We start from the raw sequence: 18,139 nt of genomic DNA, 5'->3' as shown, positions 1-18,139 counted from the left end.
GCATCGAAGGTTCCCCTCTACGTCGGCGCACCCGCCCGCGGGGCGTCGGACAGCAGCTGCGGCAATGCGCGGACTCGGAGCCAGAAGGGATGGCTTCGCGCTCATCCTCCGGCTCGACGAGTCGTTCGGCGACTTCGACTTCAACCTCACGTCATCCGCGAGTGAGCCTCGCGGCGACGGCCAGGAGGCCGCGCTGTTTCTTCACGGCCTCCCGGTGGCGACGGCGCGACGTCAGTCCCAGCGGCTGGTGAGCTTCACGGACCACTCGCGCAGCGTGCCGCTCCCCACCCCCGAGGGGTTGGAGATGTGCAGCTTCCACTTCCCGTTGATGGTGCCATCGCGCGGGATGCCACGCGTCACCGGGATGCGGGACGGGGGCCTGCCCTCGGTGGGCCCGTTCCACAAGAGGGCCGTCTCACCACCCGGGTCCTCCAGCGTCAGCACGAGGTTGGACGACGAGGAGTGCAGCAGGTCCAGCACCACGGTGATGTCCTCGGGCACGGTGGCGAGCCCCACCACGCCGACCACCGACACCAGCTGCGCCGTCGAGCCCGGCAGCGCCAGGTCCGAGTAGTTCGTGAAGGTGCCCGCCATCCAGGCCGGACGGCAGATGCCCTCGGGAGAGCCGGACTCGGAGCCCGAGCACACCAGGCCCGTCTGGCACGGGCGCATCACCGAGCAGCTGTCGCTGTCGCCGGCAATCGGCAGGTTGCTCCGGCAGCGGCCGTAGGCGATGGGGCCGCCGAACGCACGGCCCTCACACGACAGGCCGGCCTGACACGTCGTCGGGCCTGTGCACGGGTCACCATCGGGCGCCAGGGCGACGTGGTTCTTGAGCGCCTGGAGCGCGGCGCCATTCATGAACGCCAGCCGCGACAGCTCCACGATGTGGTCGATGCGACGAGCGGCGACGATGGCCTGCGCCTGGTTCGCGCTCAGCCCCACGGTGCTCTGGAGGGCAGCCTGGCTCACCGTGTTCGCCGCGGCGACGACCCGCCGGGCCTCGGCGAGGTTGAAGGCCACGCCGTGGAAGACTCCCACCTGCTCATCCAGGGGCATCTCCACGCGGCCCGTCGCACGGACATAGCCCTCCAGCGTGGCCAGCGCGGCCGGCCCCACCTGGGGAATCGCATCCACCTGGTCGATGGAGACGTAGTGACGGTCATCCGCCGTGAACTCCACGCCATCCGGACCGTTGCGGTCCGCGATGATGGCCTGCGCGGTGAGCGCGTTGAGCGGCACCTCGAAGTCCAGCACCGCCAGCGTCGTGGAGCGGCTGTTGAGGAAGGCCAGCACGCCGGTGGACGCGGGGGTGCCCGTCGCGAGGGCCTGCGCCTGCGTCGTCATCACTGCGGCGGGCGCGGTCTCCTCGGAAGCAACACCACAGCTCAACATCAGGGGAAGAAGGGAAAGCGGTAGATACCGCATCAAGTTGGAGGTCATGAGCCCCCTGTACTCCAGGACTCCGACACTGTGTCCAACAGAGACGTCACAACCGGCCCGTCGGGGGTGATTTTCAGCGGGATTTCAGCAGGGAGGCCGAGATGAAGGCGCCCACGGCGGGAAGAATCGTGACGAGGGCCGGCCAGAGACCGACCGGGAGCTGAAGGACGGCCGCCAACGTCCCGAGCGCGAAGAGCGAAAGAAAGGCGCGGCGAGCCAGCACCCGGCCCGTGGGCCAACGCGCGAACGCCGCGGTGAAGAGGAACGCGGCGGCGCCCGCGAGGAACTGATAGAACAGCACCCCGAGGACCCAAAGCCTCATCAGGCTCATATAGCCATCGAACCAGCCTGGCTCCGGTGGAGCCACTCCGGCGAGCACCTCCGGGTCAGCCAACAGCGAGTTGCGACTCGCGTAGACATGGCGCTCGCCCCCCATGGTGATGGCCGCGATCTGCACGATGACCACCACGAACAGCGTCATCAAGATGCTGAGCCACGGCACCCGGGTGCGCTCGTGTTCCCAGCGGCGCAGGGCCTCCAGGTGCTGGGGGTCGACCTCGAGCGCGCTCGGATAGCCCAGGTCCAGCAAGGCCTTCGTGGCGGCGATGCTCGCGGGCATCTTCTCCGTGCCCAGCCCCTCCAACGCGCGTTCATCCACGAGCCTGCGCAACAGCGCGGCGCTCGCCTCGCGCTGGGGCTCCGAGGGAAGTCGAAGCAGGAGTGCGTTGAGCTCCTCTCCCAGCCGTGCCCGCTCCTCCTCGGAGGCGGACAGGACCCGGGGAATCAGCGCCTCGATGCGCCCGATGGACGGGGAGCCCTCCTCGCCAGCAGGAGCCTGTGCCGTTCGCTGAAGCTCGCCCACCGTGTGCCTCCCGCGCCCGAGAACTCCCCGGCGCGGGCCCCATAGTAACGAGGCGCACCCCGCTCGTCACAGCCGGACGGCGACGACATGCTTCTTCACGAATGGAGCACGGGCTCCAGCTGCGCCGCGATGCGCGGAGGCATCCGCTCCCCGGGCCCTACGCCGGTGGGGCGCATGATGGCGCGCGCGCGGTCCTCGCCGTGGCGCATGCGCATGCGCGTCATCTCCGGTGAGAAGTCGAGCGTGTCACCCATGGGCGCCGTCGGCTCGATGACGGTGATGCGGCAATAGACATACGGCTTGCCATCCGGAGCCAGGAGCGAGGTGCCCTGCTCGTGAGCCTGCCTCACCATGTCGTTGATGCGGACGAACACGTCCACGTCGTTCATCAGGATTTCATTGAGGGTGATGTCGGTGAGGCTGCGTCGAGCCACGTCCAGGATGTTGGAGGGATAGCGCATCGGCTCGATGCGGGACGAGGAGCAGGAGATGACGACAATCTCCGTGGGCGCGTACCCGAGCGCATCCCCCAACGGCGTGACGTTGCGCAGCCCACCGTCGACGATGGCGTGTGGACCGATGGGCTCCCAGATGACGGGCATCGTCGCGCTCTGCCACACGGCCGTGGTGAAGTCGCTCGCGTCGCTCGACACCACCTCGTACAGGCCCGACGTGAGCGACACGCGGCCCACGTGCGCGGGAATCGCGAAGGGCCGTCCGGCGAGGTTGCGCTCCACCAGGTCTCTCAGGGGCGTGTTGTCATAGAACCCCAGCTTGTTGAGCAGCCCTATCCGGAGCGCGACGACGAGCCACGGGAACTTCCGGTAGATGTCCGACTCGCGGAGGTTCATCCAGAGGCTCGTGAGTCGCTCGTACTCATGCTGGGCGATGACGGCGGCGTTCAGCGCGCCCACCGACACGCCGAAGACGCGCTCCCATCGGAAGCCGTGCACCTCGCGCAGCACCTTCTCGGCGCCCACCTGGAAGGCGCCCTTGCCACCACCACCTGAGAGCACGAGCGTCGCGGGACGGTCATTCATGGCATACCTCGCTGGGGGATGCGCGAGCCGCTCGGGGAGGCTCGCGCTCACGCATCAGCGGGAGGAGATAGGCACGCGCCCTCCCTTCCAGAATCGCCCTGGAGCCCGGGCCCGCTGTCCAGCGGTGGGCCCTGGACTCGCACCCGCGTCAGCCCTCGGCGGCCCGCACCGAGCGCATGAAGCGCTGAAGCTTCTCCGCGTCCAGGTGCCCGTCCGTACGCAGCCCACTGCAGACATCCAGTCCGAACGGGCCCACGGCGCGAATCGCCTCACCCACGTTCTCCGGCTTGAGGCCACCGGCCAGGAACACGGGCACCGACACCGCCTCGCGAATGCGCCGACTGAAGGCCCAGTCATGCACGCGTCCGGTGCCGCCCAGCTCCTTCACGGCCAGGGCCGGGTTGCCCGAGTCGAGCAACAGCGCATCCACCTCGCGCGCCACGTCACGCGCCTCATCCACGGAAGCGGCATCCACCACGTGGACCACCTGCACCAGCTTCACCGAGGGCAGCGCGGCGCGCAGGTGACGGAGCACCTCGGGGCGCACCCGATCCACCACCTGCACCGTGTTGACCCGGGTGCGACGGGCCTGCTCGACGAGCCGCTCGGCGTCCTCTTCACACGTCAGCAGGAAGGTGGAGACACCAGGAGGCGCCTCGCCGGCCAGCTCCGTGATGAGCCCCTCGTCGATGACACCCGGACCGCTCGGCATCTTCGACACGAGCCCCAGCGCGGACGCGCCATACGACACCGCCAGCCGTGCCTCCTCCCGCGAGGAGATGCAGCACACCTTCACCCGGACCTGTCGAACCGGTTCCATTTCCATCCTCCGCGTCGACTCGCTCGGACAGCTATCACGCGGAGCCACTGTCGCGGCGCGACAACACCGCGCCCGAGCAGTGCGGGCCTCGGGACACGAGCGCCCCTGGTGTTCACGGACCGTATGGCTCCAGGATGTCGCCCCCGGAGACGAGATGAACCGAAAGACACAGCTCGTGGTCGCCCTCCTCGCCCTCCTCTTGGGCGGTGTCCTCTGGTTCCTCGGGGGCCCCCCGCGCGACGGCACTTCACTCGCCCCTGCTTCGGCTGCGCCTCCGGCGGCGAAGGGCCCGGCGACGTCGGGCGCCATGACGGGGTCCACGACAAGGGCACCGCCCACGGAGGAGTCAGGCACGCCGCCCGTCACCGACCCGATGCGCGAAGAAGAAGGTGTCGTGCACGTCGAGGTCCTCGATGGCAGAGGCCCCCTGGAGGGAGCCCACGTCACCCTGTACCTCCAGGGGCCGCGTGTCCCGGCGACGGGCCAGCCCGCGTGGTTCGTCGCGGGAAAGGGCGCCACGGATGCCTCGGGCACGCTTCGACTTCCCGTCAGGCCGGGGCACTACCTCGTCGCCGCGAAGTCCTCGGGACGCGCCGCCGCGCGTGCTGCCTTCACCCGCCCTCGTGGTGAGGCGCGGACGCAGGCTCGACTGGTGCTCGGCATCGGAGCCACCCTGGAGGGAACCGTGGTGGAGCGCACCACCCAGGCGCCCGTGCCCCTCACGCAGCTCCTCCTCACCCCGCGCACGCTGCTGTCCTCGGCCGCCAGGGATACCGCCTTCGTTCCCGAGGAGGAGCGCTACATCACCTCCGCCGATGCACACGGGGCCTTTCGCGCCGAGGGCCTCGCGCCCGGTGAGTATCAGCTCGAAGCCCTCGCACCGGGACATGCCGCCAGGCGACTCGCGCGGGTACTGGTACCCACCTCGGGCCTCGTCGTCGAGTTGGATGGCTCGGCCTTCATCGAGGGCTTCGTCGAGCTCCCCGATGGCAAGCCCGCGCCCGGTGCGCGCGTCACCGCCACCGGCATGGGCGAGACGCTCGAAGCCGAGTCGAGCGCGGGCGGTGGTTTCTCGCTCGACGTCCCGCCCGGTGTCTATCGCGTCGCCGCCCGTCACGGAGACCTGACGGGCACGGCCGCCGAGCGCGTTGTCGTGGGCGCGGGGATGACGGTGCGCGACGTGCGCATCCGCCTGGGGACGGCGGCTTCGCTCTCGGGAATCGTGCGTCGCAAGGGCACGGGAGAGCCCATCGTCGGCGCGAACATCTCCCTCACCCCGAGCGCCCTCGCCTTCTCGCTCGACACGTCACCCGCCGAGGTCGGCAGCGCGCGCTCTGGCGCGGATGGACGGTTCCAGGTGGGCAACCTCGCGCCAGGCGCGTACGCCGTGAATGTCCAGGCCAAGGGCTTCCGCTCGCTCATGCGCGACGGAATCACCGTGCTGGACGGGCAGCGCTTCGAGCTGCTCGCGGAGCTGGATGCGAATGGTCGAATCGAAGGCACGGTGGTGGATGAGCAAGAGAAGCCGCTCGCGGGCATCCACGCCACGCCCGAGCGTCGCTGGCGAATGGCGCCCATTGAAGGAGCCCTCACGGCGGTGACGGATGCACAAGGTGCCTTCACGCTCGAAGACGTCCCGCCCGGGGAGATCCACGTGGCAGTGAAGCGCCCTGGAAGCCAGACGCACGTGCGCGAGCGGGTGATGGTGAACCCCGGGCAGACGAGTCAGGTCCGCATCCAGTTGTCGAGCGAGGGCACGCTGGAGGGAACCGTCAAGATGGAGGACGGAGGAGCTCCCACCGGCCCCGTCACCGTCTACGCCTTGATGGCCAGGAGCGCACGCACGGAGGCGCACTCCTTCGCCACGGCGGCGGATGGCTCCTGGTCGATGCGTGTTCGCGCGGGCTCGTATCACGTCGCCGCGTGGCTCTCCGAGACGGGCAACCAGAGCGGAGACCAGGAGAAGGTGGTGGAGGTGGCCGCGGGCCATACGCAGCGCGTGGACCTGCGGGTACGCGAGGCGAAGCGGGCCCTCGCCGTCACGGTGCTCGAACCGAACGGCGCGCCCAGTGTCTCGGCGACCGTCATGGGCAGCGAGGCGGGCAGCAATGAAATCCAGCTCGAGGACATGACGGATGCCTCGGGACAGGTACTGCTCGTCGCGGACTCGCTGGGCTCCAAGGCCCTGCACCTCTGGGCCACCAATGGCGGGCGACGAGGTGACCTGCTCTCAGTGCCCGAAGCGCGGAAGACCGTAGTCATCCAGCTCCAGGCCGGCGGGCGACTGGCGGGCACGGTGCGCTCGGCGGGCGGACGCGACCTCAACGGCTTCAAGCTGGTGGTGTCATCGACAAAGAGCGAGGACGACTTCCTCTCGCGACAGGAGCTGGAGCTCGCGGGAGATCGCTTCGTCGTCGAGGACGTTCCCGTGGGACCGGTAGCCGTCTCGGTGACACTGCCGGACGGACGGGCCGGCAAGGTGGAGGCCGCCAGCATCGCGGGAAAGACGACCCAGGTCGACGTCGTCGTCGAGGCCGGAGGCGTCATCTCCGGACGGCTGGTCGATGCGACCGGCACGCCCCTCGCCGACGCGTTCGTGGACGTGGACGGACTCACCTCTCCCGCCACGGGAGTGGAGGGTCGCTTCCGCGTGGAGGACGTGGCGCCCGGTCCGCACAAGCTCATCGCGTGGAGTCAGAAGACGGAGCGAGCGGAGAAGACACTCGAGCTGGCCGCGGGCAAGACGAAGGACGTGGGCGACTGGAAGCTCGGGCGGCCCCGAGTCGAACCCGGGCGCCTCGGGGTCTTCTTCAGCATGGATGGAGACGAGGTGCTCGTGCGAGGAGTCACGGACGGGCTGCACGGTGACGCCATTCGAGCGGGGGACGTGGTGAAGTCCATCGACGGGGCCACCGTCATCACCGCCGGAGAGGCGCGCGAGCGCGAGCTGGGCGCACCGGGCAGTCCCGCCACGCTCCTCATCCGCCGCGACACGCGGACCTACCCCATCACCCTCACCCGAGCGCCCTGAGCGGACACTGCCCCCAGGGTGAGGCCACGCGCCCCACTCGCGCTGGCGCACCTGGGCGGCGCGACGACGCTCGACAATGAGGAGAACTACCCGCGCAGCCACTTCTCCAGGGCTGGGTTCAACGGCTTCGGGGTGATTGGACAAACAACCGCACGGGTTCGCATGGAGCCCGAGGGTCCTCTCTGTCGAGGACTCAGTCCGCGCCGACGACTACACTCATGTACACTCATGGTGCCGGGGGGCTCATGGAAGCAGTTTCAATCATGCTGTTCTGCGTGGCAGTCGCCGCCTTCTTCCTCCTCGGGATGGCGAAGACCGCCATCACAGCACAGCACGATCACGAGGTGATTCGACCCCTGATCCGGCGTCTGCGATGTCCCGGATGCCGTGCCCCCTATGGCGACAAGGCGCCCGAGCCTCTGCCGCCAACGAATGAGATTGTCCGCATGGACCCCGACCCGAGGGAGGGGTTCCTCCCACCACCGGAGTTCCAGGTGACGTGCACCGAGTGCGGACTCGCGGCCGTCTTCACGGAAAAGGGGCGCCTGAAGGAAACGCGTCACGCGGGCTGATGGCGTGCCCGAGGGACTGTCCCCAATCCGCACAGCGGCGAGTGCGGACGGGCCACGGTTCGCCCCCCGGTGGTGCGCTGAACGGCGTGTCCGGGCGCCCGACTCCGGAAGTGCCCCGCCCCTGGGAAGGAACGCAGAGTTTGCACTCCAGGAGAGATGCCCACGAGGCCCTCCCCTTTGGTCGCCAGGAGCGATAAACATAGGGGAACCATGGCCGAGACCTCTTCTCTGAACATTCCGACTGTCGACCTCGCGGACCTCGCTTCGGGAGATGCGACCCGCATCGAGCGCGCCGCGATGGCGCTGCGCGAGGCATTTGGTGTCTTCGGTCTCGTCTACATCAAGAACCACGGCGTCGACACGCAGGCGCTCCACCGCTACTACGACGCCTTCGCCGCCTTCATCGCGCGCCCCGCCGAGGCGAAGAAGCCCTACGGCCGCGCGGACCTCTGGTACCAGCGAGGCTGGACGCCGCCGAACACCGAGGTCGCCGTCGCCGGCAACGGCCAGCCGGACTTCAAGGAGTGCTACTTCGTCGCGCCCTACCCCAACGACGAGGTGGCGGCGATGGAGTTCCCGGAGCTGTACCCGGAGAACGTGTGGCCCTCGGATGCGCCGCCGTACTTCCAGGAAGGCATCATGACCCTGGGCCGCTCGCTCCACGAGGCGGGCCTCCAGTTGCTGCGCGGCTCCGCCAAGGCCCTGGGGCTCGCGGAGGACACCTTCACGGCCCTCTGCGAGAAGGCTCCGCACATCACCCGCGCGCTCCAGTACCTGTCGCTCAAGCCGGAGCAGGTGAACACGGACATCGTCTGGGGCGAGGAGCACACGGACTTCAACCTCCTGACGCTGCTGCCCGGGGGGCGGTTCCTCGACCCCGACGGGAAGCCGGCGCAGAGCCCCGATGACAAGAGCGGCCTGTATCTGCGCACGCGCGCGACGCCCGAGGAGCCGCAGGGGCGCAAGGTGCGCGGCACCGCGCCCGCGGGCTGCATCGTGGCGCAGGTGGGCCAGCAGCTGGAGATCCTCACGGGAGGCACCTTCCTGGCGACACCGCATGTCATCACCGCGCCGGGCGTCTCCGGCTGGCAGCGTCAGTCCGCCGCGCACTTCATCCACGTCCACACCAGCAAGGTCCTCTTCCCGCTGGAGAAGTTCCGCACGCCCACGGCGATCCGGAGCTACGCGCCCCCCGTCCTCGCGGGCACGTATGACATCAAGACGTTGGTCGACATCGGCCTCGCGCCGCCGCACGCGCTCGACAAGCTGGGATACCGGCACTACGACCGGCTCAACCGTCAGCGCTCGGGCGAGTAGACCTCACGTCTGTCAATGCGCAATCACAGACATCACTCCATGCCTTGATAGTGATTGCTCCGGGAGCGCGGTGGTCTCGCGCTCCCGTTGAGCGCTCCTGTCTCGGCTGCCCGAAGCCAGGCCACAAAATGACTGAAGACGTGTTCAGGTAGGCGCTGCGCTTCCTCGCGGGCGAAAACCCCGGCGAGGAAGGTCGAAATTACCTGAATACAGGTTCATGTAGGCATTGTCCTTCCCGCTAGGTGTTTCTGGGCTACGCTGTCCGTCAAACCAGGGTAGCTCGACCTACTGAACATGAAGGCATGTAGGCATTGCCTTCTCACGGACGTCACCTCGGCATGAGTCCACTGCCGGGAACGGCTCCGAAAACCACTGAAGATGCGTTCAGCCCACTCCCAGTGCGAGGCAGGGGCTGAGGCCGCGTCGGAAAGGCCCCGCATCACCCGCCCCCCAGGGCTGATGGGCCGGAAGGCCGCCATTCATATTCTCAGGAGGTTCAGGAGTGCGGGGTTGGCGACCAAGGGGGAACGCATGAAGAAGAACGGCAAGCGGCAGGCGGGCAATGGGGAGACTCCGACTCCAAGCGAGTCGGTTCAGCGCGAGATTCTTCCCATCCCGGATCAGCCCTACCAGGGCGTGCGCCCGTTCAGCGCCAGGGACCCGAGCGCGAAGTTCCCGCCCATCGTCCAGCTTCGGCCTCCCAAGGGGGCTCCCAACGTCCTCGTCATCCTCCTGGACGACGTGGGCTTCGCGGCCTCCAGCGCCTTCGGCGGCGTCATCAACACGCCCACGGCGGATCGCCTGGCTGCCGCGGGCCTGCGCTACAACCGCTTCCACACGACGGCGCTCTGCTCACCGACGCGCGCCGCGCTGCTCACGGGTCGCAACCATCACGCGGTGGGCTTCGGCGGCATCACCGAAATCGCCACCTCCTCACCCGGCTACAACTGCTTGCGCCCCAATCACTGCGCACCGGTGGCCGAAACCCTCAAGCTCAACGGCTACAGCACCGCGCAGTTCGGCAAGTGCCACGAGGTGGCCGTCTGGGAGACGAGCCCAGTCGGGCCCTTCGACCGGTGGCCCACCGGCTCAGGCTTCGAGTATTTCTTCGGCTTCCTCGGGGGTGAGACGAACCAATGGCACCCCGCCCTCTATGAGAACACGGTGCCCATCGAGCCGGATCGCACGCCGGAGCAGGGCTACCATTTCATGGAGGACATGACGGACAGGGCCATGGGCTGGGTGCGCCAGCAGAAGGCGCTCGTGCCAGACAAGCCCTTCTTCGTCTACTTCGCCCCGGGCGCCACCCACGCGCCACACCACGTCCCCCAGGAATGGGCGGACAAGTACAAGGGTCGCTTCGATGCCGGCTGGGACGGGCTGCGAGAGGAGCTCTTCGCGCGGCAGAAGAAGCTCGGCGTCATCCCCAAGGACGCAACGCTCACCCCGCGCCCCAAGGAGATCCCGGCGTGGGAGGACATGCCGGAGAAGCTGCGGCCCGTGCTCGCGCGGCAGATGGAGGTGTACGCGGGCTTCCTCGAGTACGCGGACTTCCATGTGGGGCGGCTCATCGACGCGATGGAGCAGATGGGCGTGCTGGAAGACACGCTCGTCTACTACATCCTCGGCGACAACGGCGCCTCCGCCGAGGGCACCCTCAACGGCACGTTCAACGAAGGCCTCATCTTCAACAACATCTCGGGCGTGGAGACGCCCGAATACCTCATCGAGAACATGCACAAGCTCGGCACTCCCGAGGCGTTCAACCACTACGCGGTGGGCTGGGCGCATGCCATGGACACGCCCTATCAGTGGACCAAGCAGGTGGCCTCGCACTACGGCGGCACGCGCAACGGCTGCATCGTCCACTGGCCCAACGGCATCTCCGCGAAGGGAGAGATCCGCGCGCAGTTCTCCCATGTCATCGACGTGGCGCCCACGATCCTGGAGGCCGCTTCCCTGCCCCATCCGGTGATGGTCAACGGCGTGCAGCAGACCCCCATTCAGGGGGCGAGCATGCGCTACAGCTTCAACGACGCGAAGGCGCCGGAGCGGCATGAGACGCAGTACTTCGAGATGTTCGGCAACCGCGGCATCTACCATCAGGGCTGGACAGCGGTGACGAAGCACCGCACCCCGTGGGAATCCACGTCGCCGACGAGCCTCGAGGACGACGTCTGGGAACTCTACGACACGACGAAGGACTGGACGCAGGCGCGGGACCTCGCCGCCGAACAGCCGGATAAATTGAGAGAGCTGCAGCAACTCTTCATCATCGAGGCGACCAAGTACTACGCGCTGCCGCTGGATGATCGCAGCTTCGAGCGCTTCAATTCGGAGGTGGCCGGACGGCCCGAGCTCATCCAGGGTGACTCGCAGATTCTTTCGGGTTCCATGCAGCGGCTCACCGAGAACTCGATCCTGAACATCAAGAACAAGTCGCACTCCGTCACCGCGGAGGTGGAGATACCCGAGGGTGGAGCGAGCGGCATCATCGTCACCCAGGGCGGCGCCTTCGGCGGCTGGTGCCTCTTCATGCGCCGGGGGAAGCTCTCCTACTGCTACAACTACTGCGGACTGCGCCGGGACTACGTCGAGGCGGAACGCGAGCTGACTCCAGGCACGCACCAGGTCCGCATGGAGTTCAAGTACGACGGCGGCGGTGTCGGCAAGGGCGGTGACGTGACGCTGTTCGTCGACGGCAAGCCGGTGGGCCGTGGCCGGGTGGAGAGCACCCAGGGCATGTTGTTCTCCGCCGACGAGACGACAGACGTGGGCATCGATACGGGCACACACGTGGCCGAGGGCTTCCACAATGGCGACAGCAAGTTCACCGGCCGGGTGAAGTGGGTGCAGCTCGACAAGGGCAAGGACGACTTCGACCACTTCGTCTCGCGCGAGGAGCTCTTCAAGATCGCGATGGCCCGGCAGTAGGAGCCGAGCGGTTCCATCACAACGGGCTCCCATCGGATTCCGCCCGTTCCCTTCACGGGCGGAATCCCAGGACACCCGTCGCGCCACCGTGACTCAGCGGACCGTACGGGCGCCTGGAACCAGGCGGACCAGCAAGGCGGCCACCGCCGAGGTGGTCGCGAGCACCGTCACCGCCCCCCATCCCCATCGTGCCAGCACGAGGCTGCCGCTCGCCGCGCCGATGGCCATGCCGATGAACATGGTGACGAACAGCACCGCGTTGAGGCGGCTGCGCGCGGCGGGGTCGATGCCAAAGACAATCGTCTGGTGCGCCACGAGCGTCATCTGGACGCCCAGGTCGAAGCCAATCGCACTGCCGGCGAGCAACCACAGTCGCGCATTCGGCTCCAGCCACGGCGTCGCGAACAGGGTGGCGAACGCGATCGCCGTCAGTCCGGATCCCAGGCGCGTCACCACTTCGGAACCGAAGCGATCAGCGAGACGCCCCGCAACGGGCGCGCCCAACGCCCCCGCCGCACCAGCCAATCCAAAAGCCCCGGCGGCCGCGCTGCCCAGGTGAAACGGCGCGCCATGCAGCATCACCGCGAGGGTGGACCAGAACGCGCTGAAGCCCACCGAGAGCAGCCCCTGCGCCAGCGCCGCCCGGCGCAAGTCACCGTACCGTCGCCACAGACTGGCGAGAGAACCGAGCAGTGCGCCATACGAGAGCGTGCTGGTCGGGCGGAAGCGCGGCAGGCCTCGCCACGCCACTAGGCCGATCAGCGCCACGCTGGCGGCGGCGATCAGGTACATGGCGCGCCAGCCGAAGTGCTCGGCGACCACACCGCTGACGACACGCGACAGCAGGATGCCGAGCAGCAAGCCGGTCATCACCGTGCCCACCGTCTTGCCGCGCTCGCGCTCGGGAGCCAGGGCCGCCGCGGCCGGCACGATGTCCTGCGCCATGGTCGCCGTCAGGCCGACGGCGAAGCTCACCACCAGCAGCAAGCCGATGCTGGGGGCGAGCCCACTCAGCAGCAGCGCCACGCTCAACAGGGCGGCCTTGAGGAGGATGATGCGGCGCCGGTCGAAGCGATCCCCCAGGGGCGTCAGCAGCAGGATGCCCAGCGCGTAGCCGAGTTGGGTGAGCGTCGGGAGCAGTCCCACCTCGGTGTCCGAGGCGCCGATGGAGGCCCCCATCACGCCCAGCATCGGCTGCGAGTAGTAGAGCGCGGCCACCGGAAGTCCGGCGCTCGCGGCCAGCAGCAGGCGCAGGCGGCGCGACAGGGGCGCGTTGTCGCCGCTGCTCGTCGGCTCAGGCTGGGACGGACGAGCCATGGCGGTGGAGGCCGCCTCGGGAATGGGCGTGTTTCCAGCGGTTGCATGTACGGAACGAATGAAGGACATGGTGTTCACCCCTGTGGTGCGACTTGGGGTGAGTGTGTCCCCGAGTGATGAGGCTCGGTAGTAGCGCGCTCCGCACAGCGGTTATACGTTTCGCGCATAATGCCCCGCCCTCCCAAGCCCGGTCGACCGAGTGGTTCCCCAAGTCGGAGCGCACAGCCCACCGCTGACCGGATTGAGCTGATGCAGACCTTCCTCCGCATCGTCGACGCCGGGAGCCTGTCCTCCGCCGCGGCACAGCTGGGCACCACGCAGCCCACCGTGAGCCGCCGGCTCCAGACGCTCGAGCGCTCGCTGGGGCTGCGGCTGCTTCAGCGCTCCACGCATGCGATGAAGCTCACCGAAGACGGTGCGCGTTGCTACGAGCGCGCGAAGGAGCTGCTGGCCAGCTGGGAGATGTTCGAGGCCGACCTGCGTGGCGCGAGCGACGAGCCCGAGGGCACGCTGCGCGTCGTCGTGCCCCACGCGTTCGGGCAACAGTTGCTGGTGGATCCGCTGACGCAGTACCTGAATCGCCACGCGCGGGTCTCGGTCGAATGGCTGCTGCATGACCGGGCGGTGGACTTCATCGCGGATGGTATCGACTGTGCGATCCACGTCGGCGAGGTGCATGACCCCAGCGTGGTGGCAATCCGAGTGGCCGAGGTGCCGCGCATCGTCGTGGCCGCGCCGTCGGTGCTCGCGGACGTCCCCGTGCCGACCCATCCCGACGAGCTGGCGCGATTGCCGTGGCTGTCCCTGCGCACGTTCTATCGCAACGAACTCTCACTGACCCACGTGGACAGCGGCGAGGTCCAATCCATCGCCTTCAATCCCCGCCTGAGCACGGACAGCCTCTACGCGATCCGGAGCGCCGCGGTGAACGGGCTCGGTGTCGGCGTGGCCTCCGCATGGGTGCTCCGCGAGGACATCTTGAGTGGCCGGCTCGTGCACCTGGTGCCTCTCTGGCGGGCCGCGCCGCTGCCGATGTACCTGCTCTATCCGTATGCGCGCTTCCATCCAGCGCGGCTGCGCAAGTTCGTGGAGTTGATGCGAGAGACGATTCCGGCGGCCCTCGCGGAGGCAACGCACGGGGTGTGAGCCGGGCTCTTCGCGGGAGCCCGGCCCTTGGCTATGCGCGAATCACGGCGCCCACACCGGCCCGCTCGGAGTGACGGTCATCGACTGGACGCCAGCGCGCAGCGGCGTCTGCGTCACCATCCCGCTGGCGGCGTAGCCGAAGCTGCCGCCCGTACTCGCGATCCCCTTCTGGAAGGTGAACACCGCGCTACCCCGGGTCGGGTGGACCAGCGTCACCGTGTACGCGGTCGGCGTCTCGTTGAGCGTGAGCTGCAAGTCCGCGCCGCCTGTCACGGGCCTCGCCTGCACCACGTTCAGGAAGTGGCTCACCACCTGCCCGCTGGTTTCGATTTCCCCTCGGAACTGACCGACCCGGTACGGATAGGTGCCATCGGGGCGCATCGGACCGCGCTCGTCGACCATCCGTCGGGTCGGGCTGGCTGGCACCAAGGTGCTGACCCGCAGCGCCTGGGTTCCGCTGGTCGCCGACCAGGTGTTGCCAGTGAGCACCGGGTTCGACGGGAAGTGGATCAAGAAGGTCTTGTCCACCGAGGCGTCACTCTGACCGCTCTCCATCCGGTCGAACACGACGAGCGTCTCCAGCGGACGGATGAACAACGTCTCACGCACCACCCGGCCGGCGTAGGGGTTGCCGACCTCCGCCTCGCGATGGGCCCACTCGTCATTCACGTCATACACACCCGTGAGGTCGACCGCGGCGTAGTTGGCCACCGCCGACGATTCGAGGCGCAGCATCTGGGGCACGTGGTGGTAGTAGCCGACAGTGCCCATCCCCTCGAACAGGAGCGTGTTGTGCGCCACCGGAGCCTCGGTGTCGACCGCCGCGCCGCCCGCGTAGCCGACAATCGAGTCCGCATAGCCCACCGTCTCCCGGGCCAGGAACTCACCGGCTCGCCACACCTGGAAGTTGCCGGGGTCGCGGTGGGCATGCCCCGCGTTGGCGGTCCTCCCGAACTGCAGGTTGATCATCGTCGCATCAGCCGCCCACGCCGTCTTGGCGTACACCATGCCCAGACCCCGCGCGTGGTAGTCGAGCGGCAGCTCGGCGAGATCCCTCGAAGGCACCGCCGCCACCGAGGCGCTGTAGACATACCGGACCAGGCGGTCGTCAATCGGATGCCCCGTGAGCTCCAGGAAACGCTTGGCATAGCCAGCGACGGGCTGGTCCGACCACTCCTCAATCAACGGGGCGAAGTAGCTGCCCAGCGTGGTCTGCGCGGTGTTGTTGGTGTCCCACCGGGACAGCCAGCGCTCATCGTCATTGAACGGGAAGGTCTCGAACAGGTTGAACTGGCCCATCCGGCTGAGGCCCGGAGTGGTCGAGTAGATGGACCAGAAGACCGACTCCATGAAGTAGTCCGTCTGGTTCCACATGTCGTGTCCGTGCAGGCCGAGCGAGGTGAACGGCACCGTCATGTAGCCGAACGTCCGGCGGCCGTACGTCGAACCTTCATGAGGCGCACCGCCTGCGGCGCCTCCCTCCAGATACGGCAGCAGCGAGAACTGCCAACGCGACTTCATCGCGTACTGCAGGAGGTTGTTGGCGTACGGCTGGTTCTCATGCCAGCTCGCGATGGCCCACAAGATCGAGTTGCGGAAATAACCCGTGTAGTAGTTGTTGCCCTCCATGCCCAGGCCGCCCCATGGGTTGTCATTGAGCGCCTGAATCACGAAGTTCCAGCGGGTCTCCAAGGTCGTGCGTTCCGCCGGCAGCAGGTGGGCGTAGCACCAGTCATAGGTGAGGATGATGCCCTCGCCGAACCAGCGAGCGGGATCACTCGACACCGTGTTCTCGGTGATGGGGATCTGGGTGCTCACGGCCCAGGCAATCGCGGCACGGCACGACGCCGGGGTGCTGGTGATGAGCGAGTGCATCGCGGCGTCGATGGCCTGCTCGGGCCCCTGGACCGTCGTCACCGGGGTGTAGGGGTTCAGCGCGAAGTACGCCTGCGCCCGAGCCAGCCGGGCGGCGGTGAACCAGAGGCGGGGGTGCCCCACCGGGATGGGGAGTACCACCGGGGGCCCGTTCGCGATGGTGAGCGTGATGGGCGCCGACGTGGTGAGATTGCCGGCGCGATCCCTCGCCACCGCCGTCACCGGGAAGGTGCCATCGCCTAGCTGCGTGGTGTGGACGTTGATCCAATAGGGATAGGTGAGGTCCTCGCTCCCGACGTTCTGGCCGTTCACTCGCAACTGCACGCCAGCGACCCTCACGTTGTCCTGGGCATCGGCCTTGATTTGAATGGTGCCGCCCACCGTCGCACCACTCGCGGGCGAGACAATCTGGACCTGGGGCGGACTGGTGTCGGGAGGTGGCGCGCTCACGTTGATGGAGACCGGTGTCGAGACACCGACGTTGCCAGCGGCATCACGCGCCACGGCCCTCAGCTGCCGGGTGCCATAGGGCTGCAGCGTCTCGGTGTCGAGCGACACGGACCAGGGCGCGGCCATATCCGCGTCGCCCACCTGGACGCCGTCGAGCTCGACGTGCACCCGCGTGACGCCAATGTCATCGACCGCGCTCACCCGCACCGTGAAGGGCCCGCTCACCGTCTCGTTGGCAATGGGCGCGGTGACCTGCGCTTGGGGTGGGCCGGTGTCGACGAGCTCATTGTCGATGGTGATTCGCACGGGAGCAGACGTGGTGAGGTTGCCAGCGGCGTCGCGCGCGTGCGCGGTCAGCACGTGGTCCCCGTTGCGGAACTGGAGGGTGTCGAGCTGCGAGGAGGAGAGGTTGCGGCCGTCGATGCGCAGCTGCACATTCGTCACGCCGACGTTGTCGCTCGAAGCCACCGTGATTCCGACCACACCGTCCACCGTCGTTCCTCCCGCGGGCGAGGTGATCGCCACGGTGGGAGGCGTGGTGTCGCTGGTCGGCGTGGGCGGGGTGTATTCGATGGTGAGGAGCGGCCGGCGCTCGGGCTGGGTCGCCAGGCTGGTGAACACCTTGGCCACCTTGCCGACCTTCGAGTTGGCCAGCATCACCCCCTGGTTGGTGGAGGGGTCATCGACCCACGACTGCACCACGGCCACGTCCAGCGGCACGTCATGCAAGCTGAACGTGGTCGGGAACGTGGTGACCTGGAACGAAGTGCCGGCGACCAGGTCCGTCCCCTGCCCCACCGCGCCCAGCCTGTCCCACTCGAGGCCGTCATCGCGGAACTGCCAGCCCAGGCCCGAGGCCAGATAACTCCAGGGCGCCTGGACGTACGAGCCGCGAATCACGAAGTCGCTGGTGTAGGTCTCCACGGCGAAATGGAGCGTCGCGCTCTGCACCACCGACCTGGGAGGCACGCCCAGCTGAGGGAAGCGCAGCAGCGCCTCGACTTCGTAGTCCTCGGTCTGAAAGACGCCCATCAGCGTCCCATTGCGGTACGCCGCGCCGTTCGGCGTCATGCCCTGGCTGGTGAACTCCACCGCCTCGGAGACAGACACCGGCGACGTCGCCGCCCGCCGCACGGTCCCCGTGCGAAGCTCATGCTCACCATCCTTCGTACACCCGGTGATGGCGAGCATCGCCACCCACAATCCAGCCATGCAATTCATTCTTGGGGTCATGGACTGACGCCACTAGCGCACCCGTGGTGTGGCAGTCCATCACACCCGAGGCAACATCGGTGCCCCTGGTCCTGATTGGGTTTGGATTGGCGGAAGAAT

11 protein-coding genes are annotated in these 18,139 nt (G+C 68.0%); 5 read left to right on the top strand and 6 right to left on the bottom strand.

Annotated features, from left to right (window positions below; genetic code table 11):
- Positions 1-231: 231 nt before the first annotated feature.
- From ACN469_RS14595 to ACN469_RS14580, 4 genes are all read right to left on the bottom strand, one after another.
- The gene (locus ACN469_RS14595; protein ID WP_498768259.1) at positions 232-1,443 is read right to left on the bottom strand and encodes a proprotein convertase P-domain-containing protein; all 1,212 of its coding nucleotides are present in this window, start codon (positions 1,441-1,443) and stop codon (positions 232-234) included.
- 73 nt (positions 1,444-1,516) lie between these two features.
- On the bottom strand, positions 1,517-2,305 hold the full coding sequence (locus ACN469_RS14590) for a hypothetical protein (RefSeq protein ID WP_498768257.1): 789 nt from the start codon (positions 2,303-2,305) through the stop codon (positions 1,517-1,519).
- A gap of 95 nt (positions 2,306-2,400) precedes the next feature.
- A complete protein-coding gene (locus ACN469_RS14585) occupies positions 2,401-3,345 on the bottom strand; it encodes a patatin-like phospholipase family protein (RefSeq protein ID WP_498768256.1) in 945 nt (314 codons plus the stop codon).
- A gap of 148 nt (positions 3,346-3,493) precedes the next feature.
- Entirely contained in the window at positions 3,494-4,165 is a 672-nt protein-coding gene (locus ACN469_RS14580) for a phosphoribosylanthranilate isomerase (RefSeq protein ID WP_498768254.1), read from the bottom strand.
- 154 nt (positions 4,166-4,319) lie between these two features.
- Between ACN469_RS14580 and ACN469_RS14575 the strand changes: the two genes are divergently transcribed.
- From ACN469_RS14575 to ACN469_RS14560, 4 genes are all read left to right on the top strand, one after another.
- Positions 4,320-7,196 carry a carboxypeptidase-like regulatory domain-containing protein gene (locus ACN469_RS14575; RefSeq protein ID WP_498768252.1) on the top strand — a complete coding sequence of 959 codons (2,877 nt, stop codon included), beginning with the start codon at positions 4,320-4,322 and terminating at the stop codon, positions 7,194-7,196.
- Positions 7,197-7,459: 263 nt separating this feature from the next.
- Entirely contained in the window at positions 7,460-7,768 is a 309-nt protein-coding gene (locus tag ACN469_RS14570) for a hypothetical protein (RefSeq protein WP_498768250.1), read from the top strand.
- A 210-nt stretch (positions 7,769-7,978) separates the two neighbouring features.
- Positions 7,979-9,085, top strand: a complete 1,107-nt coding sequence (locus tag ACN469_RS14565) for an isopenicillin N synthase family dioxygenase (protein ID WP_498768248.1) — start codon at positions 7,979-7,981, stop codon at positions 9,083-9,085.
- Between the two features lie 531 nt (positions 9,086-9,616).
- Positions 9,617-12,019: an arylsulfatase gene (locus ACN469_RS14560; RefSeq protein ID WP_498768246.1), complete on the top strand. Its 2,403-nt coding sequence runs from the start codon at positions 9,617-9,619 to the stop codon at positions 12,017-12,019.
- 93 nt (positions 12,020-12,112) lie between these two features.
- On the opposite strand, the gene ACN469_RS14555 is transcribed toward ACN469_RS14560, so the two are convergent.
- On the bottom strand, positions 12,113-13,405 hold the full coding sequence (locus ACN469_RS14555; RefSeq protein ID WP_498768244.1) for an MFS transporter: 1,293 nt from the start codon (positions 13,403-13,405) through the stop codon (positions 12,113-12,115).
- A gap of 180 nt (positions 13,406-13,585) precedes the next feature.
- Between ACN469_RS14555 and ACN469_RS14550 the strand changes: the two genes are divergently transcribed.
- A complete protein-coding gene (locus ACN469_RS14550) occupies positions 13,586-14,482 on the top strand; it encodes a LysR family transcriptional regulator (protein ID WP_498768242.1) in 897 nt (298 codons plus the stop codon).
- Between the two features lie 42 nt (positions 14,483-14,524).
- Here the strand turns inward: ACN469_RS14550 and ACN469_RS14545 are convergent, their stop codons facing one another.
- Positions 14,525-18,019, bottom strand: a complete 3,495-nt coding sequence (locus ACN469_RS14545) for an Ig-like domain-containing protein (protein WP_498768240.1) — start codon at positions 18,017-18,019, stop codon at positions 14,525-14,527.
- Between the last annotated feature and the right edge of the window lie 120 nt (positions 18,020-18,139).

Origin of the sequence: Corallococcus terminator, assembly GCF_049194865.1 — a bacterium.
GTDB classification, from domain to species: domain Bacteria; phylum Myxococcota; class Myxococcia; order Myxococcales; family Myxococcaceae; genus Myxococcus; species Myxococcus terminator_A.
Note: the sequence above shows the minus strand (reverse complement) of the source record. Positions and strands in the feature narration are given on the sequence as shown.

Coding starts and splice junctions, on each gene's coding strand:
- ACN469_RS14560 (WP_498768246.1), top strand. CDS start 9,617: ATGAAGAAGAACGGCAAGCGGCAGGCGGGCAATGGGGAGACTCCGACT.
- ACN469_RS14565 (WP_498768248.1), top strand. CDS start 7,979: ATGGCCGAGACCTCTTCTCTGAACATTCCGACTGTCGACCTCGCGGAC.
- ACN469_RS14575 (WP_498768252.1), top strand. CDS start 4,320: ATGAACCGAAAGACACAGCTCGTGGTCGCCCTCCTCGCCCTCCTCTTG.
- ACN469_RS14555 (WP_498768244.1), bottom strand. CDS start 13,405: ATGTCCTTCATTCGTTCCGTACATGCAACCGCTGGAAACACGCCCATT.
- ACN469_RS14570 (WP_498768250.1), top strand. CDS start 7,460: ATGCTGTTCTGCGTGGCAGTCGCCGCCTTCTTCCTCCTCGGGATGGCG.
- ACN469_RS14595 (WP_498768259.1), bottom strand. CDS start 1,443: ATGACCTCCAACTTGATGCGGTATCTACCGCTTTCCCTTCTTCCCCTG.
- ACN469_RS14585 (WP_498768256.1), bottom strand. CDS start 3,345: ATGAATGACCGTCCCGCGACGCTCGTGCTCTCAGGTGGTGGTGGCAAG.
- ACN469_RS14545 (WP_498768240.1), bottom strand. CDS start 18,019: ATGGCTGGATTGTGGGTGGCGATGCTCGCCATCACCGGGTGTACGAAG.
- ACN469_RS14580 (WP_498768254.1), bottom strand. CDS start 4,165: ATGGAACCGGTTCGACAGGTCCGGGTGAAGGTGTGCTGCATCTCCTCG.
- ACN469_RS14550 (WP_498768242.1), top strand. CDS start 13,586: ATGCAGACCTTCCTCCGCATCGTCGACGCCGGGAGCCTGTCCTCCGCC.